Raw genomic sequence first — 21,417 nt, 5'->3', positions numbered from 1 at the left:
CAGTCACGTGTGTCACGAGACCACCGTGCGGTACGCATGGGTTAAGTCATGTTCGGCGCGTTTCGACCTGACACGCCTTCTGACCTCCGCTGAACGCTCACAGGGGCTGCGCGGGCGGCTCATACGCGCTGTAATGACGGACGTGGTCAGTGAGGGCACGGAGGGACGCGGAACGCGACTCCTGCGTGCCGAAGGCGCCCTGAAAGCGCTCATGAGCGGTCCGGCCTCGCTCGAAAGGGTGCGCCGCGTCCTGGAGCAGGGACTCGTCTACGCCGGTGCGGCCTGTGTCGCCCTGTACACGCCGGGTCAGGACCCGGACGTGCTGTGCCTGGTGGAGTCGGCGGGGGTGCCGCGCACCCTGTTCGGGCTGCGGGACGGCTATCCCCGCTCCGGCCACTCCGCGGTGGCCGACGCCCACCGCTCGGGCAACGCGGTGTGGCTCGGACCCGAGCAGCTCGCCGAGCACGCCGAGTCCCGGCGGACGCCGTCCCGGGACTTCTCCGTGGCGGCGCTGCCCGTGCGCGGGGACGACAGCGGCGGCTGTCTGCTGGCGGTGAGCGAGCGCCGCGAGGGCTTCGACACCGACGACCGCAAGTGCCTGGAGCTGATCGCCGACGCCGTCGGCGCGCCCGCCCCGGCCCGGGCCCAGGAGGGCGGGGAGCTGCCCGCGGGCTCCTTCAGCCTGGCCATGGACAGCGGCCGGGTCGAGGTCGGGGACGACATCCTGGACCTGTTCGCCCTCACCCGCGCCGAGTTCGACGGCAAGGTGGAGACCCTGCTGGGCCTGACCGTGCCCGAGGACCTGCCCTCGCTGATGTCCGTCGTCGAGGCCGACCACATGTCCATTGGCGAGCGCGAGCTGGAGTTCCGGGTGCTGCAGCCCGCGGGCCCGCCGAAGTGGCTGCGGCTGCGCGGCCGTCTGCTGCCCGGCGGCGAGGGCCGGTCGGCCCGGCTCGTGGGCACGGTCGCCGACGCCTCCTCGCTGCGTTCCGACGTCACGGACGTGGCACGGGTCCAGCGCCTGGCCGCCGCCCTCGCGACCGCGGGCACCGTCCGGGACGTCAGCCAGGCCGTGGTCGCCGCCCTGCGCAAGCCGCTGCGGGCGGACCGGATCGCGCTGGCCGAGCTGGAGGGGGAGCGGCTCGTCGTCACGGTCCTCGACCCGCCCGAGCCGGAGTCCTGGCCCGAGCTGTGGCAGCTGGAGTGGCGCTCGGAGTGGCCGGACGCCCCGGTGCGCGCCATGCCGACGCTGGCCGCCGCGCTGCGCGAGGGCCGGGCGCAGATCTGGCCCGCCGGCACCGCCCTGGAGCCCGCGCTGGCCGATGTCGGTCCCGGCGGCCTCGCCGTGCTGCCGCTGTCCGCCGCGGGCCGTATGGCCGGCGCCTGCCTGATCGGCTGGGACACCCCGCACGACTTCGGGCCCGACGAGCGCGCCCTGCTGACCGCCTCCGCCGGTCTGGCCGGACAGGCCCTGATGCGCGCCCACGCCTTCGACGCCGAGCACGAGCTGGTCGGCATGCTCCAGCGCCAGCTGCTCCCGCGCCGCCTGCCCACGCTGCCCGGCGCGGTCGCCGTCGCCCGCTACCTGCCCGCCACCGCCGGCCTGGAGGTGGGCGGCGACTGGTACGACGTGATCCCGCTGCCCGACAACCACGTGGCCCTCGTCATCGGTGACGTCCAGGGCCACAGCACGGCCGCGGCCACCCTGATGGGCCAGATGCGCACGGCGCTGCGCGCCTACGCCGTCGAGGGCCACCCGCCGGACGTCGTCGTCTCCCACGCCAACCGCCTGCTGCTGGACATCGAGACCGACCTCTTCGCCACCTGCTGCTACGTCGACGTCGACATGGAGGAGGGCTCCGCCTGGTACGTCCGCGCCGGCCACCTTCCGCCGGTGCTGCGTCACCCGGACGGCCGTACCGAGATCCCCGAATCCGACGGCGGGCCCCCGCTGGGGGTGATGGAGCGGGCCGACTTTCCGATGAGCGTGCTGCGGCTGAGCCCCGGCACCGTCGTCGCGCTGACCACCGACGGGCTGGTCGAGTCCGCCGAGGCCGACATCGACACCGGCATGGACCGCCTGGCCCGCGAACTCGCCGCCTCCGACCCCGACCACCTCGGCCTGGTCGCCGACGCCCTGCTCGGCAACGCGCACCGCGCCGACGACATCGCCCTGCTCCTGCTGCGCTACGACGGCATGGCCCTGCGGCCGCTGCGCGAGGGCTGGACGGTGTGGCGGGTTCCCGAGGCCGTCGGGCACGCCCGCCGCTTCACCCGGCGCACCCTGCGCTCCTGGGGCGTGCCCGCGGGGAACCGGGACGCCGCCCTGCTCATCGTCTCCGAACTGGTCACCAACGCCCTCGTGCACACCGACGGCCGCGTCCGGCTCGACCTCACCCTCCTCGACAACCGGCTGCGCGTCGCGGTCGCCGACGCCTCGCCCCGCACCCCGGCCAAGCCGACGAGCATCAGCTGGGAGGCGACCGGCGGCCGCGGCATCCTCCTGGTGGAGGCCATGTCGGACACCTGGGGGACCGTGCCGGTCAGCGGGGGCAAGCAGGTGTGGGCCGAGGTGGCGCTCAGCGTTCGCTGACGTTGGCCGTGATCAGTCGCAGCAACTGCTTGGCCAGGGCGTCCTGTTCGGGCGTCAGCCCCATGGCGTCGCCGATGGCGAGCGGGACGGCCAGGGCCCGCTCGCGCAGCGCGGCGCCCGCCTCGGTGAGCCGGATCGCGACGGACCGCTCGTCCTCCGCGCGCCGTTCCCGGCGCAGCAGCCCGTTGCCCTCCAGGCGCTTGAGCAGGGGGGACAGGGTGTTGGACTCCAGCTGGAGGGACGCGCCGAGATCGCGCACGGAGATCGAGTCCCGCTCCCACAGGACGAGCATCACCAGGTACTGCGGGTAGGTCAGGCCGAGTTCGTCGAGCAGGGGGCGGTAGCGCGCGGTGACGGCGCGCGAGGCGGCGTAGAGCGCGAAGCAGAGCTGGTCGTCGAGGAGGAGCGAGCCCTCGCTGGGCTCCCCTGGGGCTGGGCTCACGGTGCGGCTCCCGAGTGCGGTGCGGTCCACGGCGATCACCGAGTCTAGCGTTCCAGTGCGTTCGACTGAATCGAACGCCATCATGTCGGAGTCGATTAAGTTGTGTGCGACTTAATCGAGCGCTACTCTTCTTCTCGTGCCGCACCCGCCCGGTGCCCCCGCCGGGGCGCGCCCGCGGCACCCGACCCGAGGAGGCCGTCATGACCGACAGCACCGCACCCCGCCCCGTCCTCGAACCCGCCGCGCAGGCCTTCGTCGAGGCCACCGCCAACCCGCCCTACCTGTTCGACCTGCCGCCCGCCGAGGGCCGTAAGACGGTCGACGAGGTGCAGTCCGGCGAGATCGGCAAGCCGGCCGTCGACGAGGAGTGGATCACCGTCTCCGGCGGCCCGACCGGCAGCGTCCGGGCGCGCGTCGTCCGCCCGGCCGGCACCACCGAAACCCTTCCGGTGATCCTCTACATCCACGGCGCGGGCTGGGTGTTCGGCAACGCCCACACCCACGACCGCCTGGTCCGCGAACTCGCCGTCGGCGCCAACGCCGCCGTGGTCTTCCCCGAGTACGACCTCTCGCCCGAGGCCCGCTACCCCGTCGCCATCGAGCAGAACTACGCCGTCGCCCAGTGGATCGTGCGGGAGGGGGCCGACCAGGGCCTGGATGCCGCACGGCTGGCTGTGGCCGGTGACTCGGTCGGCGGCAACATGACCGCCGCACTGACCTTGATGGCCAAGGAGCGCGGTGACGTACCCCTGGTGCAGCAGGTGCTGTTCTACCCGGTGACCGACGCGAGCTTCGACACCGCCTCCTACCACCAGTTCGCCACCGGCTACTTCCTGCGCCGCGACGGCATGCGGTGGTTCTGGGACCAGTACACGACCGACGAGGCCGAGCGGGCGCAGATCACCGCCTCCCCGCTGCGCGCCTCCACCGAGCAGCTGACCGGACTGCCCCCGGCCCTGGTCATCACCGGCGAGGCCGACGTGCTGCGCGACGAGGGCGAGGCCTACGCCAACAAGCTCCGCACCGCCGGCGTCCCCGTCACCGCCGTGCGCTACCAGGGCATCATCCACGACTTCGTCATGCTCAACGCCCTGCGCGAGACCCACGCCGCCGAAGCCGCCATCAACCAGGCCGTCGCCACCCTGCGCACCGCGCTCGGCACCGCCTGACCGGCGCGGCCCCGGGTACCCGGAGCGGACGGCGGCGACCTGCGCCGCCGTCCGGCAGCCAGGAGGGCACGTCATGCCCCAGCACGTCAGCGACATCATGACCGCCGACCCGACGACGGTCGGCCCGCAGACCTCGGTGACCGCCGTGGCCCGCATCATGCGCGACCAGGACCTCGGCGCCGTCCTCGTGACGGACGGCGACCGGCTGCGCGGCCTGGTCACCGACCGCGACCTGGTGGTGCGCTCCCTCGCCGAGGGCGGCGACCCCGAGGAGAGCACCGTGGCCGGCGCCTGCAGCGACGACCTGGTCACCGTCGCCCCCGACGACGACCTCGACCGCGCGATCACGCTCATGCGCGAGCACGCCGTACGCCGGATCCCGGTCGTCGACCACGGCCGGCCCGTCGGCATCGTCTCCCTCGCCGATCTGGCCATGGAACGCGACCCGGAGTCGGCCCTGGGGGACATCAGCGTGGCCCGGCCCAACGACTGACCACCCGAACGAGGGTTTTCCGCCTCCCCGGCACTGCCCACCCGCCGCCGCGTGGGATGGACATCACGGCGACGCTGGTCAGGGAGGCGGTCGGGAGTGCGACGTTCGACGGCACGTACGGGGGAGCGGCCGGCCGAGGCCGCCGACGCCAGGCTGCCCCTCCTCGACGGCGGCGGCCCGCTGCTGCGCAAGGCGTTCCCCGACCACTGGTCGTTCCTCCTGGGCGAACTGGCCCTCTACAGCCTCCTCGTGCTGGTCCTGACCGGGGTGTGGCTGACGTTCTTCTTCCACCCGGAGATGCGCGAGGTCGTCTACGACGGCTCCTACGTCCCCCTGCGGGGCGTGCGCGTGTCGGACGCCTTCGACTCCACCCTGCGCATCAGCTTCGACGTGCGCGGCGGCCTGCTCATCCGGCAGACGCACCACTGGGCGGCCCTCGTGTTCCTCGCCGCGATCGGCCTCCACCTGCTGCGGATCTTCTTCACGGGCGCCTTCCGCAGACCCCGCGAGGTCAACTGGATCATCGGCGTCACGCTGTTCGTCCTGGCCCTCGCCGAGGGCTTCGCCGGCTACTCCCTGCCGGACGACCTGCTGTCCGGCACCGGCCTGCGCATCGCCCAAGGGATCATGCTGTCGATCCCTGTCGTGGGCACGTACACCGCGCTGTTCGTCTTCGGCGGCCAGTACCCCGGCCACGACATCGTCCCCCGTCTCTACGGCCTGCACGTCCTGCTGCTGCCCGGGGCGCTGCTCGGCCTGGTCACCGTGCACCTGATCCTGGTGTTCCACCTCAAGCACACCCAGTGGCGCGGACCGGGGCACACACCGGACAACGTCGTCGGCAAACCCCTCTACCCGCAGTTCGCCGCCTCCTCGGGCGGCCTGTCCGCGATCGTCTTCGGCATGCTCGCCCTGCTCGGCGGCCTCGCCCAGATCAACCCGGTGTGGACCTACGGCCCCTACCGCCCCGACCAGGCCTCCACCGGCTCCCAGCCCGACTGGTACGTCGGCTTCCTGGAGGGCGCGCTGCGGCTGGTACCGCCGTGGGAGACGAACCTCGCCGGCCACACCCTCATGTGGAACGTCCTGCTCCCGGCGGTCGTCCTGCCCGGCCTGCTCTTCCTCGCCCTGTTCGCCTACCCCTTCGCCGAGCAGCGCCTGACCGGCGAGTGGCACCTGGAACGGCACCTGTGCGACCGGCCCAGGGACCGCCCCGTCCGCACCGCCCTCGGCGCCGCCGGCGTCACCTTCTTCGTCGTGCTGCTGCTGGCCGGCGGCAACGACGTCATGGCGCAGACCTTCCGCGTCTCGGTGAACACGCTCACCTGGATCCTGCGCACGGCCCTCGTCCTCGCCCCGGTCGCGGCCTTCCTGCTCACCCGGCGCCTGTGCCACGCCCTCACCGACGCCGAGCGGGAACGGCTCGTCGAGGGCGAGGAGACCGGCGAGGTGCGGCAGACCGTCGAGGGCGGCTACGAGACCGGTCACCGCCCCGTCACCGACATCCGGCCCGGCGCCCCCGGGCTCCCGGTCAGTCCCGGGGACCCTCGCCCCGATGCACGTACTGGAACACGAACCCCGTGACGCCCCGGGCCAGCACCGCGCAGCCGATGAGGAACAGCCACAGCCCGTAGACCACCCCCAGCGCGGTCACCGAGAAACCGAACGCCGTGACGACGGGCCACGGGCTGCCGGGCGGGAAGAACTCCACCGGCCCCGCGGCGTCGGCCACTTCGGCGTCGGTACGGTCCTGCGGGCGCCGCCCCTTGCGCCGGTACTGGATCGCGGTGAAGAAGGAGATCAGGGCGGCCATCAGGAACGCGACGGCGAGCACCGCCGACCCGGCGGGCTCCCGCGCCCACCAGCCGTACAACGCGGCGGTTCCCGCGAAGAACAGCGCCACGCCACCGAAGAACAGCGACTCCGCCTTCATCGCGCCGCCTCCTCGCTCGCCGCGCGCACGACCGCCGGATGGCGCACGTCGAACGCCGGTGACTCCGAACGCACCTTGGGCAGGGCCACGAAGTTGTGCCGCGGCGGCGGGCAGGCGGTGGCCCACTCCAGACCACGGCCGTAGCCCCACGGATCGTCCTCGGTGACCGGGCGGCCGTACCGGGCGGTGCGCCAGACGTTGTAGAGGAAGGGCAGGGTGGAGGCGCCGAGCAGGAAGGCCCCGATCGATGACAGGGTGTTGAGGAGCGTGAAGCCGTCCGCGGGAAGGTAGTCGGCGTAGCGGCGGGGCATGCCCGCCTCGCCCAGCCAGTGCTGCACCAGGAACGTCAGCTGGAAGGCGGGGAACAGCAGCCAGAAGTGCACCTTGCCGAGCCGTTCGTCGAGCATCTTCCCGGTGAACTTCGGCCACCAGAAGTAGAACCCGGCGAACATCGCGAACACCACGGTGCCGAACAGGACGTAGTGCAGGTGGGCGACGATGAAGTACGAGTCGGTGAGGTGGAAGTCGAGCGGCGGGGACGCGATCAGCACCCCGCTCAGACCGCCCAGCAGGAACGACATCAGAAAGCCGAACGCCCACAGCATCGGCGTCTCGAACGACAGCGACCCGCCGCGCATGGTGCCGATCCACGCGAAGAACTTGATGCCGGTCGGCACCGCGATCAGGAACGACATCAGCGAGAAGAACGGCAGCAGCACCGCGCCGGTGGCGAACATGTGGTGCGCCCACACCACCGCGGACAGCATCGTGATGGCGATGGTCGCCCCGATCATCGGCAGATAGCCGAACAGGGGCTTGCGGGCGAACACCGGGATGATCTCCGAGATGATCCCGAAGAACGGCAGCGCCACGATGTACACCTCGGGGTGGCCGAAGAACCAGAACAGGTGCTGCCACAGCAGCGCGCCGCCGTTCGCCGGATCGAAGACGTGCGCCCCGAACTTGCGGTCCGCCTCCAGCGCCAGCAGGGCGGCGGTCAGCACCGGGAACGCGGGCAGCACCAGCACCGACGTGAACAGCACGTTCCAGGTGAAGATCGGCATCCGGAACATCGTCATGCCGGGGGCGCGCAGACACAGGACGGTGGTGATGAAGTTGACGGCGCCGAGCGTCGTCGACACGCCCGTCACCACCAGGCCCATCACCCACAGGTCCCCGCCCGCGCCGGGGGAGTGGTAGGAGCTGTTGAGCGGCGCGTAGGCGAACCAGCCGAACGCCGCCGCCCCGCCCGGCACCACGAAACCGGACGCCACCATCAGCCCGCCGAACAGGTACATCCAGTACGACAGGGCGTTCAGCCGCGGGAACGCCACGTCCGGGGCGCCGATCTGCAGCGGCATCACCGCGTTCGCGAACCCGGCGAACATCGGCGTCGCGAACAGCAGCATCATGATCGTGCCGTGGATCGTGAAGAGCTGGTTGTAGGTCTGCTCGTTCATGAACTGCAGCCCCGGACGGGCCAGTTCGGCCCGTATGGCGAGCGCCAGCAGCCCGGCGAACAGGAAGAAGCAGAACGCCGTCACCATGTACAGGCGCCCGATCACCTTGTGATCGGTCGTCGAGGCCCAGCGCAGAAGCGCCGCACCCAGCGTGTTCCGGGAGGCGCTGGGCGCGGGGACGGTCGGTTGCGACAGTTGCGGCGGCTCGGTCATCGTCCTCCTCCACGAACCGCGGCGACGCTACCGCCGCGACCCGCGGCGACCCCTCGCGCCACGCCCTGGTGTCTGCCGTCAGGGGGGGGCCTCCCGCTGCCGGCGGTGTTTGACACGACCTCGGCGGGGGACCCGCACGAGCAGCATCGAGGCAGAAGGAAGATGAGCCGCCGTGACGTCGCACACCACCGAGAAACCCGCCCTCGCCAGGCCGGACAACGGCTCGTTGAAGGCACGGCAGCTGCGCGGCGAGGGCGTGCGCACCTGCCTGCCGGCCGTCGTGGACGCGAGCACCACCCGATCGGCCCTGCCGGACACCGAATGGAACATCGTGCGGGGCGAGGACTGACCGTCCCCCGGTCGCCCGCCCGCACCAGGACATCCGCTGCGCCGCCGCCGAGGCGGCGCAGCGCCTTTGCCTCCCGCAGGCCCTGACCGAACGCCCTCTTTAGGGCGATCGACGCTAGGGTGAACCGAATGAAGGCTCTCGTGCTGTCCGGCGGCGCCGGTACTCGATTGAGGCCGATCACGCACACGTCGGCCAAGCAGCTCGTGCCCGTGGCCAACAAGGCCGTGCTTTTCTACGGTCTGGAGTCCATCGCCGCGGCCGGTATCACCGAGGTCGGTGTCATCGTGGGAGACACCGCCGAGGAGATCCAGGAAGCGGTCGGTGACGGATCCAAGTTCGGCCTTGAGATCACCTACATCCCCCAGGAGCGGCCCCTCGGGCTGGCCCACGCGGTGCTGATCGCGCGGGACTGGCTCGGCGACGACGACTTCGTCATGTACCTCGGCGACAACTTCATCGTCGGAGGCATCAGCGGCCTCGTCGAGGAGTTCCGCACGAACCGCCCCGATGCCCAGATCCTGCTCACCCAGGTGGCCGATCCCCGCTCCTTCGGTGTCGCCGAACTCGACGCCTCCGGGCAGGTCGTCGGCCTGGAGGAGAAGCCCGAACACCCCAAGAGCGATTTCGCCCTCGTCGGCGTCTACCTGTTCACCCCGCTCATCCACGAGGCGGTGCGCGCCATCCGCCCGTCCTGGCGGGGCGAACTGGAGATCACCCACGCCATCCAGCACCTCATCGACGCCCGTGCCGACGTCCGCTGTACGGTCATCAAGGGCTACTGGAAGGACACGGGGAACGTCGTCGACATGCTCGAGGTCAACCGGACCGTCCTGGAGGGCCTCGACCGCCGTATCGACGGCGAGGTCGACGAGGAGTCCGAGACGATAGGGCGCGTCGTGATCGAGGAGGGCGCACGCGTGGAGCGCTCACGGATCGTGGGGCCCGTCGTGATCGGCGCCGGCACCGTCGTCGAGGACTCCTACGTCGGTCCCTTCACCTCCGTCGCGGAGAACTGCCGGATCACCGACAGCGAGCTGGAGTTCTCCATCGTCCTGCGCGACTCCTCCATCCTCGGCGTGGGCCGCATCGAGAACTCGCTCATCGGCCGGCACGTCGAGGTGACACCCGCCCCCAGTGTCCCCAGCGCCCACCGTCTCGTCCTCGGCGATCACAGCAAGGTGCAGATCCATACATGAATCTCCTCGTCACCGGCGCCGCCGGATTCATCGGCTCCGCCTACGTCCGCATGCTGCTGGCCCCCGGAGCGCCCGACGCGCCCCGGATCACCGTGCTGGACAAACTCACCTACGCCGGCAACCTCGACAACCTCGAACTCGACCATCCTCGGCTGGAGTTCGTGCAGGGCGACATCCGCGACGCCGAACTCGTCGACAAACTGGTCGCCGAGGCCGACCAGGTGGTGCACTTCGCGGCCGAGTCGCACGTGGACCGCTCGATCAGCGGCGCCACCGACTTCGTCCTCACCAACGTCGTCGGCACCCAGACCCTGCTGGACGCGGCGCTGCGCCACCGCGTGGGTCCCTTCGTGCACATCTCCACCGACGAGGTCTACGGCTCGATCGAGCAGGGCTCCTGGCCCGAGGACCACCCGCTGCGGCCCAACTCGCCCTACTCCGCCTCCAAGGCCTCCTCCGACCTGCTCGCCCTCGCCTACCATCGCACCCACGGCCTGGACGTCCGCGTCACCCGCTGCTCGAACAACTACGGCCCGCACCAGTACCCCGAGAAGGTCATCCCGCTGTTCGTGACCAACCTCCTGGACGGCAAGAAGGTCCCGCTCTACGGCGAGGGCCTCAACGTCCGCGACTGGCTGCACGTCGAGGACCACTGCCTCGGCGTCGACCTGGTGCGCACCAAGGGCCGCCCCGGCGAGGTCTACAACATCGGCGGCGGCACCGAGCTGAGCAACAAGGAACTCACCGCTCTGCTGCTGGAGGCCTGCGGGGCCGACTGGGACATGGTGGAGCACGTCGAGGACCGCAAGGGCCACGACCTGCGCTACTCGGTCGACTGGAGCAAGGCCCGCGAGGAGCTCGGCTACCGCCCCCGCCACGACTTCACCACCGGCCTCGCCGAGACGATCGCCTGGTACCGCGACCACCGCTCCTGGTGGGAGCCCCTGAAGCGGCGGTCGGTATGAAGTGGCTGGTCACCGGTGCCGGCGGCATGCTCGGCCGGGACACCGTCGAGGAACTGGCCCGGCGCGGCGAGGACGTCACCGGCCTCGACCGCGCGGCCCTGGACATCACCCGGCCGGACGCGGTCGAGGCGGCGCTGGCCGGACACCGCCCCGAACTGGTCGTCAACTGCGCCGCGTACACGGCCGTCGACGACGCGGAGACCGACGAGGAACGGGCCCTCGCCATCAACGGCGACGGCCCCCGCAACCTCGCCCGCGCCTGCGCGGCGTTCGGCGCCCGGCTGATCCACGTCTCCACCGACTACGTCTTCGCCGGCGACGCCGGCACCCCCTACCCGGAGGACCACCCCACGGGCCCGCGCACCGCCTACGGCCGCACCAAGCTGGCCGGCGAGCGGGCCGTGGCCGAGGAGCTCCCCGCAGCGAGCGCGATCGTGCGAACCGCTTGGCTCTACGGGGTCCACGGGCGTAGTTTCGTCCGCACGATGATCGACCTGGAGTCCCGCCGCGACACCCTCGACGTCGTCGACGACCAGCGCGGGCAGCCCACCTGGAGCGCGGACGTCGCCGCACGCGTCGCCGACCTCGGCCCTCACGTGGGCCGGGGCGCGAGCGGTGTCCTGCACGCCACCAGCTCCGGCGAGGCCACCTGGTGCGAGCTGGCCCGCGAGGTCTTCCGCGGCCTCGGCGCCGACCCCGAGCGGGTACGGCCGGTCGGCAGCGGGGCCTTCCCCCGTCCGGCGCCCCGGCCCGCGTACAGCGTTCTCGGCCACGACCGCTGGCGGCAGCTGGGCCTGCCGCCGCTGCGCGACTGGCGCGCCGCCCTGCACGAGGCACTTCCCCTGATCCGCAAGGAGTCCCCTTCGTGAAACGCCACGAGTTCCTGCGGGGCCTGCACAAGGCCACCGCCAACCGCAACTACCTGGAGATCGGAGTCAACGACGGCCGCAGCCTGAAGCTGTCGCGCGTGCCCAGCATCGCCGTCGACCCGGCCTTCAAGGTGGTCACGGAGATCAAGTGCGACGTCCACCTGGTGAAGGCCACCAGCGACGACTTCTTCGCCCGCGACAACCCCCTCGCGCACCTCAAGGGCGGCCGCCACCCGCTGCGCAACCTGCGCCGGGGCCGCAGCCCGCTGGGCCACTGGCGGCGCACCACGCTCGACCTGTCGTTCATCGACGGCATGCACCTGTTCGAGTACGCGCTGCGGGACTTCATCAACATCGAGAAGCACTCCGACTGGTCCAGCGTGATCGTCTTCGACGACATGCTGCCGCGCAGCATCGACGAGGCGGCCCGCGACCGGCACACCACGGCCTGGACCGGCGACGTCTACAAGGTCATCGAGATTCTGGGCCGCTACCGCCCGGACCTGGTGACGGTCCTGGTGGACACCCAGCCCACCGGTCAGCTCGTCGTCTTCGGCGCCGACCCGAAGAACACCGTGCTGAACGACAAGTACGACGACATCATGGCCGAGTTCGACGTGCCCGACCCGCAGAAGGTGCCCGAGTCGGTCCTGGAGCGCGTCAAGGCGGTCACACCGGAGACCCTGCTGGAGGCCGACTTCTGGCGGCCACTGGTGCGCGCCCGCAACCGCGGGCCTCAGCCGCTCCCGGGGCTGGGAGCCGCTGAGGTCCGCGCTGCAGCCGCTCGCCGTCAGTCGCTGACCGAGCGGCCCCGCAGCTCCTCGTAGTAGGCGGAGCAGGCTTCGTACGACGGCAGCAGCCCGGTCTCCCGGGCCTCGGCCAGCGACGGAGCCTGCTCGTCCTTCGGGGAGAGCGCCGGACGGATGCCCTCGGGCCAGGTGATGCCCAGGTCCGGGTCGAGGGCGTGCACGGCGTGCTCCCGCTCGGGCGCGTAGCCCTCCGACGTCAGGTACACCACGGTCGCGTCGTCGGTCAGGGCCATGAAGGCGTGGCCGAGCCCCTCCGCGATGAACACGGCGTGCCGGGTGTCGTCGTCGAGGCGCACCGCCTCCCACTGCGCGAACGTCGGCGAGCCGACGCGCAGGTCGACCACCACGTCCAGGACGGCCCCGCGCACACAGGTGAGGTACTTGGCCTGCCCGGGCGGCGTGTCCGCGAAGTGCACGCCGCGCACCACGCCCCAGCGGGAGACCGAGAGGTTGGCCTGCCGCAGCGACAGGTCGTACCCGGTCGCCTCGCGGAACTCGGCTCCGCGGTACCACTCGTGAAAGTTGCCCCGCTCGTCGTGGAAGATCTTCGGTTCGAGCGCCCAAGCGCCTTCTATACCCAGTGATCGCACGCTGTCACGCCTTTCGAGCCTTTGAAGCCGATGCCGTACGCCGTCCGAGGACCGCGGCGAGCGCACGGCGCACCCTGCGGGCCAGCCGCCCCACGGCCGAGGGCCGCGGGGCGCGGACCACCGTGACCGAGCCGTTGACCGCCCGCAGGGTGAGCGGCAGCGGCAGGGACCGCGCGTCCGCGTCGCCGGGTGCCGGGCACAGCGCGGTCCGCCAGGTCCCGCCGCCCAGTTCGCCCACGGGCAGGGACGCCTCGAGCACGGCACCCTCCCCGGCCGGGGCGAGCGTGCCGGGTGTGTCCACCGAGCGGCCCTGCGAGGTCAGCCGCACCAGCACGGCACTGTCGACGGGGACGTGCAGCGGCAGCGGCACGCGCACCCGGTCGCCGGAGACGGTGACCGTCTCGGGGTCGAGGCGGTCCAGGCCGAGGCGCTTGTTCGCGCGGTCGACGTCCAGGGAGAGGTTGTCGTGCTGGTCCGTCCAGTACGGCAGCACCACATGCCCGCCGACGACGGCGGCGAAGGCGGCGGCACGTGCCTTGCGCGGGCCCGGGCCGATCCGTGCCTCCTTGCTCCAGCCGCCCATCCTGACCCGGGCGTAGGCGTCCCACAGGCCCGCGCCCAGCGGCCCGCCGTCCACCGCGGCGGCCGGGTCCACGGTCGCCGCGGCCCGCAGTACCAGCCGGACGTTCCCGCTGTCCCCGACGGGCACGATCTCCCGGGTGACCTCGACCGGCTGGAAGTACTGGGCGGCGGTGGACCGCTCGCGTACCAGCAGGTCCACGGCGGCCTTGCCGAACCGGGCGACCACGTCGGAGCCCACCCAGGCCACCGCCTCGGCGACGTTCGGCGGCGGGCCGTCCAGCGGGGCGCGGCCCCCGCCGCCGGGGAACGTCAGCGGCGCGCCGCCCGTCGTGAACTCCGCGGCGATCTCCACGCGCAGCGCGCCCTCGCGCCACTCGATCTCGCCGGGCACGGCGCGCAGCGAGAGGCCGGCCTCCCACTCGGCGAAGGCCACGACATCGTCGTACCGATGAGCCGCGATCAGCGCGGCGACCACCTGCTGGGTGGGCTGCAGACCCGCCGCCACACCGGGGCCGAAGCGCTCGGTGGTGATGCGGTGGATCTCCTCGAACAGCTTGCGCCGGTAGTCGTCCGCCAGCTTCAGGAAGCGCCTGCCGCGCAGCCGCTCCACCATCTCCACCCGCAGCCAGCGGCGGTGCAGGGAGTCGCGGACCGGTCCCGGTTCGGTGTACCGCTCGACGACGTCGAGCGCCTCGCGCAGGTTCTTGAAGTAGCCGACGGGCTCGAACTGCTGGATGCCGGCGTTGGCCGCGTCGTCGCGGCGGATGTGGTAGTAGCAGACGTAGTCGCCGATCACGGAGACGTTGGCGGCGCGCAGGTAGGCCTCGACCACGAAGACATGGTCCTCCAGGCGCCGTCTGCCCTCCGGGAAGCGCAGGCCGGTCTCGTCGAGGAACGCCTTGCGGAACATCTTGTGCGGGGTGAGGCTGTCGATGAGCGGGGCGTCCTCCACGGAGGCCCGCGGCCGGTTGCGGCGGAACAGCTCAACCGGCACCGAGCGGCCGCGGCCGGCCATCTTGCCGACGACGACGTCCGCGCCGTTGGCCTTCCCATAGCCGTACATCCGCTCCAGGGCCTCGGTGCCGAGGCTGTCGTCGTTGTCGACGAACATGACGTACTCGCCGTGGGCGGCCTCGATGCCGACGTTGCGCGGCTTGCCGGACCAGCCGGAGTTCTCCTGGTGGATCACGCGGACCCGGGGCTCCTTGGCGGCGAGCTCGTCGAGCCGGGCCGGGGTGCCGTCGGTGGAGCCGTCGTCGACGAAGACGGCCTCGTACTCGTCGGGCGGCAGGGACTGCTCGAGCAGCGAGGCGATGCAGTCCTCGATGTACGGCCCCGGGTTGTAGACCGGGACGATGACGCTGACCTTGACCGGCATCGGGCTTCCGAGCCCCCTCGGTTCGCTTGCCGTATGTGTTCGGGCGGTGGCCAGATGCTAACCCGGTCGGGTGCCTCGTCCCACTCCGCCCCGCCCGTGCAAGTGCCGTCGCCGGCCGGTCAGTCGTGCGTCTTGGCGAGCAGTTCCAGGATCTCGGCGGTGGTGCCGGTCTCGCCCAGCCGCGGGAAGATCCGCTCGACGCTGTTCGCGTGGGCCTCGGCGGACCGGTCGCTCATCGCGTCGGTGGCGAGGGTGACGTGGTAGCCGTGCTCGTACGCGGCGCGCGCCGTCGACTCCACGCCGATGCTGGTGGCGATGCCGGTCAGCACGATCTGGGTGACTCCGCGGCGGCGCAGCTGGACGTCGAGGTCGGTGCCGTGGAAGGCGCCCCAGTTGTGCTTGGTGACGGTGATGTCGCCGTCGTGGCCGGAGAGTTCGCCGACGATCCGGTCCCAGCCCTCGGGCAGGGCGCCGCCGGGCCGGGGCGTCTCGGTCCGGCCGGGGACCGCGTCGCCGCCGTCGGCGGCGAAGGAGACCCGCACCAGGACCACGGGCAGGCCGTGGGCGCGGAACGCGTCGGCGAGTCGAGCCGACCGGGTGACGACCTCGGCGCCGGTGTACGGCTGGGTGGGCGCGCCGACGATGCCGCTCTGTAGGTCGATCACGACGAGGGCGGTGCGCGGGTCGAGGGCGGTGACGGTCATGACGTCGGGCCTTTCATCGGTGAGAGGGAAGCAGAACGCCGCTGCGGGGCGGTGCGGTCACGGTTGCGTGAGCCGCTCCAGCAGGGCCAGTCCCTCCAGGAGCGTCTGCCGCTCGTCCTCGGTGAACCGGTCCTGCAGTGCGCGGGCCAGCCACTCCTCGCGCGCCAGCCGGTCGCCCTCGACGCGCCGGTGCCCGTCCTCGGTGAGGGTGACCAGTCGACGGCGGCCGTCGGCGGGATCGGGGCTGCGGCGGATCAGGCCGTGCCGGTCCAGAGCGGCGAGCGTGGTGGCCATCGACTGCGGCCGTACGCCCTCCGCGGTGGCCAACGCGCTCGCCGTGGCGGCACCGTGCTTGGCGACCAGGGTGAGCGCGGAGACCTGCGGCGGGGTGAGCTCGTCGTCCTCCGCGACCTCCCGGATCCGCCGCCGCAGCCGGCTGAGGACGACCCGCAGGTCGCGTGCGGCCCGCGCGGCGGAGCCGGTGATGCCGCCGGAGGAGCCGGGCGTCGCTGCGCTCATGCGGCCCACACTATTTTCTTCAGTTCAGACTGTCCAGTTCGGACTGTCCAGTTCAGGCTGTCCAGTTCAAACTGTTCAGCCTCACCTGAAGATCCGGAGGTCGTAGCCTGGCCGTGTGCGCCTGCTCCTGATGTCCGACACCCACCTGCCCAAGCGGGCCAGGGAACTGCCCGCGCCGCTCCTCGCCGAACTGCCGCGCGCCGACGTCGTCCTCCACGCCGGGGACTGGGTCGACACCGCGACCCTCGACCTCCTGGAGAGCCGGTGCCGCAGGCTCGTCGGCGTCCACGGCAACAACGACGGTCCCGACCTGCGCGCCCGGCTGCCCGAGGTCGCTCGCGTGGAGATCGGCGGGCTGCGGTTCGGCGTCGTGCACGAGACGGGAGCCGCCCAGGGCCGAGAGGCGCGCTGCGCCGCCCGCTTCCCGGACCTCGACGTCCTGGTCTTCGGGCACAGCCACATCCCGTGGGACACCACGGCCCCCGGGGGCCTGCGCCTGCTCAACCCCGGCTCGCCCACCGACCGCCGACGCCAGCCGCACTGCACGTACATGACCGCCGGCGTCGAGGACGGACGGCTGACGGACGTACTGCTGCACCGGCTGCCGCCGCGCTAGCGGCCGGTTTCACGGAAGCGGGCCCGGGGCACCCGGCACAGCCGACGGTCCCGCCCTGTCCGAGGGGCTGTCGGACCCGGCTGCTGTCGAAGAGTCATGGCTGTCACACCGGCAACCCTCCTGCGACGCGCGGTGAACCCCGCCCGGCACGCAGGCTCGCCGCGCACCGTCCTCGTCGTGATGTGCGTCGGGTACTTCCTGGTGCTGCTCGACGTCACCATCGTCAACGTCGCCCTGCCCGCGATCGGATCGCGTCCGGGCACCGACGTCGGCGGCCTGCAGTGGGTCGTCGACGGCTACGCACTGGCCCTCGCCGCCCTGATGCTGAACAGCGGCACGGCCGGCGACCTGTACGGACACCGGCGCGTGGTGCTCGGCGGCCTCGTCGTCTTCGGTGCCGGCTCGCTGGCCTGCGGACTGGCCCCCGGCGTACCGGTCCTGGTCGCCGCCCGGGTGGTGCAGGGCGTCGGCGCCGCCCTGCTGCTGCCGGGCACGCTCGCGATCATCAGTATGCTGGTGCGCGCCGGGGCACACACGGGCTACGCGGTGCTGTCGCCCGCGTTCCTGCTGTGGGGCGTCGGCATGGGCTTTCTGACCCCGGCGGTCGTCGCCGCGGCGATCGCCGCCGTACCGGCCCGTCGCTCGGGGCTGGCCTCGGCCGTGAACAACACCGCACGTCAGACCGGGGGTGCCATAGGCATCGCGGTGGCGGGCGCTATCGCCGGACCGCCCACGGACGGCCCGCGTTTCGTACGGGGGTTCCACGCGGTCGCGCTCGGCGCCGCGGGCCTCCACACGGCGGCCGCGGTGCTCGCGCTGGCCGTGCTGCCGGGTGCGCTGCTCCCCGTCAGGCGTGCCGGAGGCGAGGGGTGATCCGATCGGCGCGACTCATGGGTCCGGGCCGCTGCAGATGCGGCGAGCGGCCCGGTGATTCGAGTGTGCGCTTTCACGGACCTCCTTCCCGCAGAGACACTGCGGTGAGGCAGCCTGCCTCGTTGTTGCCCCCTACCCCATTCGAGCGCTTTTCACACTTTTTCGCCGAGCTTCGAAGAGACCGCGCCGGGCCGGTGTCTCAGTGCCCCCTCCGGCGCCGCAGACCGGCGTACACCACCGCCACCACCAGGGCCGCCGCGACGCCCACCGCCGCCCGCTTGGCCACCGGTACCCCCGCCGTGCGGAACAGGTCGAGCGGCTCGGTCTCCTCCGGCTCCTCCCGCACCGCGGGCTCGGGTGCCGCCGGTTCGCCCAGCCGCTGGGACAGACACTCGGCGAACTGGCCGATGATCCGGTCGCCCACCTCCGACATCACCCCGCGCCCGAACTGCGCCGGACGCCCGGTCACCGTCAGGTCGGTGCGCACCGACACGGCCGTGCCGCCGTCGCGCTCGGCCAGGGTGCTGGTGACCGTGGCCCGGGCGGTGCCCTGCCCGCGCGTCTCCCGGCCGCTGGCGATCAGCACCATGCGGTGCGCGGAGTCGTCCTGCTCCTCGAAGACGGCCGTGCCCTTGTAGGTCACGGTGATCGGGCCCACCTTCACCTTCACCGAGCCGGTGACGGTCTTGCCGTCGTACTCCTCGACGCTCGCCCCCGGCATGCACGGTGCGATCCGCTCGACGTCCAGGAGCGTCCGCCAGGCGTCGTCGACCGGGACCGGCACGGTGAACTCGTGGTGCAGTTCCATGACTTCCTCCAGTGGGCGTTACGTCGACGGGTGGATCGTCCCCCCGGTGACCGTCAGCGGGGCGCCGCTGCCGCCCCAGCGCAGCGCGACGATCTCGGCGGCGACGGACACGGCGACCTCCTCGGGCGTGCGGGCGCCCAGGTCGAGGCCGACGGGTGAGCGCAGCCGGGAGAGTTCGGACTCGGTGAGCCCGGACTCGACCAGGCGCTTCATACGGTCGTCGTGCGTGCGCCGACTGCCCATCGCCCCGATGTAGGCGGCCGGCCGGCGCAGCGCCTCCTCCAGCAGCGGCACGTCGAACTTGGGGTCGTGGGTGAGGACGCAGATCACCGTGCGCTCGTCGGTGTCGGTGCCGCGCAGATAGCGGTGCGGCCAGTCCACGACCACCTCGACGGCGTCCGGGAAGCGTTTCGGAGTGGCGAAGACCGGGCGGGCGTCGCACACCGTGACCCGGTAGCCGAGGAAGCCGCCGATGCGGGCGACCGCGGCCGCGTAGTCGATGGCGCCGAAGACGAGCATGCGCGGGGGAGGGGCGAAGGAGTGCAGGAAGACGGTGACCGCGTCCTCGCGGCGTTCGCCGTGCGGGCCGTAGTGCCGCAACCCTGTTGCCCCGAGGGCGAGTTCGCCGCGCGCGTCGGCGGTGACGGCCACGTCCAGGCCGGTGGAGCCCAGGGTGCCGGACACCTCCTCGGGCCAGACGGCGAGGGTGGCCCCGACGGGTGCGGGGCCGTCCGTCACCGTCGCCACGGTCACCGGCCGGCCCGCCGCGACCGACTCGGCGACGGCCGCGAACGCCGGGTCGGTCCGCCGGGTGACGGGGCGCACCAGCAGGGTGATCTCGCCGCCGCAGGTGAGCCCGACGGCGAACGCGTCCTCGTCGCTGTACCCGAAGGTCTCCAGCCGGGGCTCACCGCTCTCCACGACCTCCTTGGCGAGCTCGAAGACCGCGCCCTCCACGCAGCCCCCGGAGACGCTGCCCACGACCTCGTCACCCGGACCCACCGCCATCGCCGCGCCGGGGTCGCGCGGCGCGCTGCGGCTGGTCGCGACGACCGTCGCGAGCCCGAACGGCCGGCCGGCCGTGTACCAGTCGGCGAGCGCCGGGAGGATCTCACGCACGATCCGCTCCTTCCACGAGGTCCGCCGCCGCGTCCCCGCGCACCACCGCGGCCAGCCGCTCCAGCGCCGCCAGGCTGTGCCCCTCGACGAACGCGTCCACACTCGGCAGCGCCGCCGCCATCCCGGCCGCCAGCGGCGCGTAACCGGGCCGCGCCTTGCGCGGGTTGGCCCAGATCACCCGGTGCGTCAGCCGGTGCAGACGGCGCATCTGGACGCCCAGCAGCTCCGGATCGCCGCGCTCCCACCCGTCCGACAGGATCACCACGACCGCCCCGCGCGCCATGCCCCGCTGCCCCCACCGGTCGAGGAACTCGCGCAGCAGCTCCCCGAGTCGGGTGCCGCCGCGCCAGTCGGGGACGGCCGCCGCGAGCGCCGTCATCGCCAGGTCGGGGTCCCGGTGGGAGAGTTCGCGGGTCACCCGGGTCAGCCGGGTGCCGATCGTGAAGACCTCCGTCGGGGCGCCGCGGGCCGCCGCGTGCGCGAAGCGCAGCAGCGCGTCCGCGTACGGCGCCATCGAACCGCTGATGTCCACGAGCAGGACGACCCGCCGGGGCCGCTCGGCGCGCGCGTGCCGCCGCAGCCGGGCCGGTTCCCCGCCGCGCCGCAGCAGTTCCCGCACCGTCCGGTGCGGATCGACCTGCCCGCGCCGGGCCGGCCGCCGGCGCGCGCTGCGACGCGTCTCGCCGCGCAGCGTGAACGCGGCCAGCAGGCACCGCAGTTGCTCGCGCTCGGCGGCGCTGAGACCGCCGACGTCGCGGTGACGCAGGACCTCGGTGGAGCTGGCGAGGGCGGCGGTGGGCGGGCCCGTGCGCTGCTCCTGCCGGGCGCCCGGACGCGGCCCGGCGCCCTCTCGGGTGAGCAGCCGCAGCCGTGGCCGGTCGGCGGCGGCGACCGGGCGTCCGCGGGGCTCGGCGGCGCCGAAGTAGGCGGCGAACACCCGCTCGTAGCGCTCCAGGTCGTCCCGCCCCCCGCACAGCGTCAGCCGCCCCGCCCAGTACACGTCGGCCCGCATCTCCGGCCGCAACTGCTCCACCGCCCGCAGATAGGCGTGCACCCGCTCGGCACTGGCATCCACCCCGGCGGCCCGCAACGCCCGGGCGAACCCGACCAGAGCGGCGTCCCCACCGGGCGACCGTGACGGGCTGCCGCCCCCGGACGGGTTACCGCCCTTGGATGGGCTGCCGCCGCCGGACGGGTTACCGCCCCGTGACGGGCTGCCGCCCCGTGACGGGCTGCCGCCCCCGGATGGGCTGCCGCCCCTGGATGGGCTGCCGCCCCCGGATGGGCTGCCGCCCCCGGATGGGCTGCCGCCCCCGGATGGGCTGCCGCCCCCGGATGGGCTGCCGCCCCCGGATGGGCTGCCGCCCCCGGATGGGCTGCCGCCCCCGGATGGGCTGCCGCCCCTGGATGGGCTGCCGCCGCCGGACGGGTTACCGCCCCTGGACGGGCTGCCGCCCCGTGACGGGCTGCCGCCCCCGGATGGGCTGCCGCCCCGTGACGGGCTGCCGCCCCGTGACGGGCTGCCGCCGCCGGACGGGTTACCGCCCCTGGACGGGCTGCCGCCGCCGGACGGGCTGCCGCCCCGTGACGGGCTGCCGCCCCTGGACGGGTTACCGCCCCGTGACGGGTTGCCGCCGCCGGACGGGGTACTGCCGGGGTGGCTTCGCGCCCGCCCGGCGTCGCCCTCGCGCCGGAGCGCATCGGCGATCCCGGGGTCCGCTCCGGGCACGTCGTCGC

At 72.8% G+C, this 21,417-nt stretch carries 20 protein-coding genes and 1 pseudogene; 11 read left to right on the top strand and 10 right to left on the bottom strand.

Going from position 1 to position 21,417, the window contains the following annotated elements:
* Nucleotides 1-133 precede the first annotated feature (133 nt).
* Nucleotides 134-2,593, top strand: a complete 2,460-nt coding sequence (locus tag LN251_RS40135) for a SpoIIE family protein phosphatase (protein WP_458249069.1) — start codon at nucleotides 134-136, stop codon at nucleotides 2,591-2,593.
* Here the strand turns inward: LN251_RS40135 and LN251_RS40130 are convergent.
* On the bottom strand, nucleotides 2,580-3,035 hold the full coding sequence (locus LN251_RS40130; protein ID WP_458249068.1) for a MarR family winged helix-turn-helix transcriptional regulator: 456 nt from the start codon (nucleotides 3,033-3,035) through the stop codon (nucleotides 2,580-2,582). The two genes, LN251_RS40135 and LN251_RS40130, sit on opposite strands and share 14 nt — an antisense overlap.
* Nucleotides 3,036-3,235: 200 nt before the next feature.
* On the opposite strand from LN251_RS40130, the gene LN251_RS40125 reads away from it, so the two are divergent.
* From LN251_RS40125 to qcrB, 3 genes are all read left to right on the top strand, one after another.
* Nucleotides 3,236-4,204, top strand: coding sequence for an alpha/beta hydrolase (locus tag LN251_RS40125; RefSeq protein ID WP_458249067.1), 969 nt, complete (start codon nucleotides 3,236-3,238; stop codon nucleotides 4,202-4,204).
* Between the two features lie 73 nt (nucleotides 4,205-4,277).
* A complete protein-coding gene (locus LN251_RS40120; protein WP_458249066.1) occupies nucleotides 4,278-4,697 on the top strand; it encodes a CBS domain-containing protein in 420 nt (139 codons plus the stop codon).
* A 96-nt stretch (nucleotides 4,698-4,793) separates the two neighbouring features.
* A complete protein-coding gene (gene qcrB, locus LN251_RS40115) occupies nucleotides 4,794-6,281 on the top strand; it encodes a cytochrome bc1 complex cytochrome b subunit (RefSeq protein ID WP_458249065.1) in 1,488 nt (495 codons plus the stop codon).
* Here the strand turns inward: qcrB and ctaF are convergent.
* Nucleotides 6,229-6,630 carry an aa3-type cytochrome oxidase subunit IV gene (gene ctaF, locus LN251_RS40110; RefSeq protein WP_458249064.1) on the bottom strand — a complete coding sequence of 134 codons (402 nt, stop codon included), beginning with the start codon at nucleotides 6,628-6,630 and terminating at the stop codon, nucleotides 6,229-6,231. The two genes, qcrB and ctaF, sit on opposite strands and share 53 nt — an antisense overlap.
* The gene (gene ctaD, locus LN251_RS40105; protein ID WP_458249063.1) at nucleotides 6,627-8,303 is read right to left on the bottom strand and encodes an aa3-type cytochrome oxidase subunit I; all 1,677 of its coding nucleotides are present in this window, start codon (nucleotides 8,301-8,303) and stop codon (nucleotides 6,627-6,629) included. Before ctaD ends, ctaF begins: the two co-directional genes overlap by 4 nt.
* A gap of 172 nt (nucleotides 8,304-8,475) precedes the next feature.
* Between ctaD and LN251_RS40100 the strand changes: the two genes are divergently transcribed.
* From LN251_RS40100 to LN251_RS40080, 5 genes and pseudogenes are all read left to right on the top strand, one after another.
* Nucleotides 8,476-8,652 (top strand): hypothetical protein, encoded by a 177-nt coding sequence (locus tag LN251_RS40100; protein WP_458249062.1) that lies wholly within the window; start codon nucleotides 8,476-8,478, stop codon nucleotides 8,650-8,652.
* Between the two features lie 128 nt (nucleotides 8,653-8,780).
* Entirely contained in the window at nucleotides 8,781-9,848 is a 1,068-nt protein-coding gene (locus tag LN251_RS40095) for a glucose-1-phosphate thymidylyltransferase (protein WP_458249061.1), read from the top strand.
* On the top strand, nucleotides 9,845-10,813 hold the full coding sequence (gene rfbB, locus LN251_RS40090) for a dTDP-glucose 4,6-dehydratase (protein ID WP_458249060.1): 969 nt from the start codon (nucleotides 9,845-9,847) through the stop codon (nucleotides 10,811-10,813). The genes LN251_RS40095 and rfbB overlap by 4 nt, the downstream gene beginning before the upstream one ends.
* On the top strand, nucleotides 10,810-11,682 hold the full coding sequence (gene rfbD / locus LN251_RS40085; RefSeq protein WP_458249059.1) for a dTDP-4-dehydrorhamnose reductase: 873 nt from the start codon (nucleotides 10,810-10,812) through the stop codon (nucleotides 11,680-11,682). The genes rfbB and rfbD overlap by 4 nt, the downstream gene beginning before the upstream one ends.
* Nucleotides 11,679-12,483, top strand: a pseudogene (locus LN251_RS40080) (class I SAM-dependent methyltransferase). Before rfbD ends, LN251_RS40080 begins: the two are co-directional and overlap by 4 nt.
* Here the strand turns inward: LN251_RS40080 and rfbC are convergent.
* The 4 genes from rfbC to LN251_RS40060 form a co-directional block, all read right to left on the bottom strand.
* Complete coding sequence (gene rfbC / locus LN251_RS40075) at nucleotides 12,473-13,081, bottom strand: dTDP-4-dehydrorhamnose 3,5-epimerase (protein WP_458249058.1); 609 nt, start codon at nucleotides 13,079-13,081, stop codon at nucleotides 12,473-12,475. The pseudogene LN251_RS40080 and the gene rfbC overlap by 11 nt on opposite strands.
* 4 nt (nucleotides 13,082-13,085) lie before the next feature.
* On the bottom strand, nucleotides 13,086-15,041 hold the full coding sequence (locus LN251_RS40070) for a glycosyltransferase family 2 protein (protein ID WP_458249057.1): 1,956 nt from the start codon (nucleotides 15,039-15,041) through the stop codon (nucleotides 13,086-13,088).
* A 119-nt stretch (nucleotides 15,042-15,160) separates the two neighbouring features.
* Nucleotides 15,161-15,745 carry a hydrolase gene (locus LN251_RS40065; protein WP_458249056.1) on the bottom strand — a complete coding sequence of 195 codons (585 nt, stop codon included), beginning with the start codon at nucleotides 15,743-15,745 and terminating at the stop codon, nucleotides 15,161-15,163.
* A gap of 57 nt (nucleotides 15,746-15,802) precedes the next feature.
* Entirely contained in the window at nucleotides 15,803-16,264 is a 462-nt protein-coding gene (locus tag LN251_RS40060) for a MarR family winged helix-turn-helix transcriptional regulator (RefSeq protein WP_458249055.1), read from the bottom strand.
* A gap of 115 nt (nucleotides 16,265-16,379) precedes the next feature.
* Between LN251_RS40060 and LN251_RS40055 the strand changes: the two genes are divergently transcribed.
* A complete protein-coding gene (locus LN251_RS40055) occupies nucleotides 16,380-16,880 on the top strand; it encodes a metallophosphoesterase family protein (protein ID WP_058921336.1) in 501 nt (166 codons plus the stop codon).
* Between the two features lie 96 nt (nucleotides 16,881-16,976).
* Complete coding sequence (locus tag LN251_RS40050; protein ID WP_458249054.1) at nucleotides 16,977-17,753, top strand: MFS transporter; 777 nt, start codon at nucleotides 16,977-16,979, stop codon at nucleotides 17,751-17,753.
* A gap of 199 nt (nucleotides 17,754-17,952) precedes the next feature.
* On the opposite strand, the gene LN251_RS40045 is transcribed toward LN251_RS40050, so the two are convergent.
* Genes LN251_RS40045 through LN251_RS40035 form a run of 3 tightly spaced genes read right to left on the bottom strand, consistent with a single transcriptional unit; the run spans nucleotide 17,953 to nucleotide 20,755 of the window.
* The gene (locus tag LN251_RS40045; protein ID WP_458249053.1) at nucleotides 17,953-18,561 is read right to left on the bottom strand and encodes an SRPBCC family protein; all 609 of its coding nucleotides are present in this window, start codon (nucleotides 18,559-18,561) and stop codon (nucleotides 17,953-17,955) included.
* Between the two features lie 18 nt (nucleotides 18,562-18,579).
* The gene (locus LN251_RS40040) at nucleotides 18,580-19,680 is read right to left on the bottom strand and encodes an XdhC family protein (protein WP_458249052.1); all 1,101 of its coding nucleotides are present in this window, start codon (nucleotides 19,678-19,680) and stop codon (nucleotides 18,580-18,582) included.
* Nucleotides 19,673-20,755, bottom strand: coding sequence for a vWA domain-containing protein (locus tag LN251_RS40035; RefSeq protein WP_458249051.1), 1,083 nt, complete (start codon nucleotides 20,753-20,755; stop codon nucleotides 19,673-19,675). The genes LN251_RS40040 and LN251_RS40035 overlap by 8 nt, the downstream gene beginning before the upstream one ends.
* Between the last annotated feature and the right edge of the window lie 662 nt (nucleotides 20,756-21,417).

It is taken from the genome of Streptomyces sp. MAI_2237, assembly GCF_054189285.1.
This window is presented reverse-complemented; position numbering and strand designations above follow the sequence as displayed.

What these genes read in the sequence shown, in the direction of transcription:
- LN251_RS40135 (WP_458249069.1), top strand. Translation starts at nt 134, where the DNA reads ATGACGGACGTGGTCAGTGAGGGCACGGAGGGACGCGGAACGCGACTC.
- LN251_RS40125 (WP_458249067.1), top strand. Translation starts at nt 3,236, where the DNA reads ATGACCGACAGCACCGCACCCCGCCCCGTCCTCGAACCCGCCGCGCAG.
- LN251_RS40120 (WP_458249066.1), top strand. Translation starts at nt 4,278, where the DNA reads ATGCCCCAGCACGTCAGCGACATCATGACCGCCGACCCGACGACGGTC.
- ctaF (WP_458249064.1), bottom strand. Translation starts at nt 6,630, where the DNA reads ATGAAGGCGGAGTCGCTGTTCTTCGGTGGCGTGGCGCTGTTCTTCGCG.
- ctaD (WP_458249063.1), bottom strand. Translation starts at nt 8,303, where the DNA reads ATGACCGAGCCGCCGCAACTGTCGCAACCGACCGTCCCCGCGCCCAGC.
- LN251_RS40095 (WP_458249061.1), top strand. Translation starts at nt 8,781, where the DNA reads ATGAAGGCTCTCGTGCTGTCCGGCGGCGCCGGTACTCGATTGAGGCCG.
- rfbB (WP_458249060.1), top strand. Translation starts at nt 9,845, where the DNA reads ATGAATCTCCTCGTCACCGGCGCCGCCGGATTCATCGGCTCCGCCTAC.
- rfbD (WP_458249059.1), top strand. Translation starts at nt 10,810, where the DNA reads ATGAAGTGGCTGGTCACCGGTGCCGGCGGCATGCTCGGCCGGGACACC.
- LN251_RS40070 (WP_458249057.1), bottom strand. Translation starts at nt 15,041, where the DNA reads ATGCCGGTCAAGGTCAGCGTCATCGTCCCGGTCTACAACCCGGGGCCG.
- LN251_RS40065 (WP_458249056.1), bottom strand. Translation starts at nt 15,745, where the DNA reads ATGACCGTCACCGCCCTCGACCCGCGCACCGCCCTCGTCGTGATCGAC.
- LN251_RS40060 (WP_458249055.1), bottom strand. Translation starts at nt 16,264, where the DNA reads ATGAGCGCAGCGACGCCCGGCTCCTCCGGCGGCATCACCGGCTCCGCC.
- LN251_RS40050 (WP_458249054.1), top strand. Translation starts at nt 16,977, where the DNA reads ATGGCTGTCACACCGGCAACCCTCCTGCGACGCGCGGTGAACCCCGCC.
- LN251_RS40045 (WP_458249053.1), bottom strand. Translation starts at nt 18,561, where the DNA reads ATGGAACTGCACCACGAGTTCACCGTGCCGGTCCCGGTCGACGACGCC.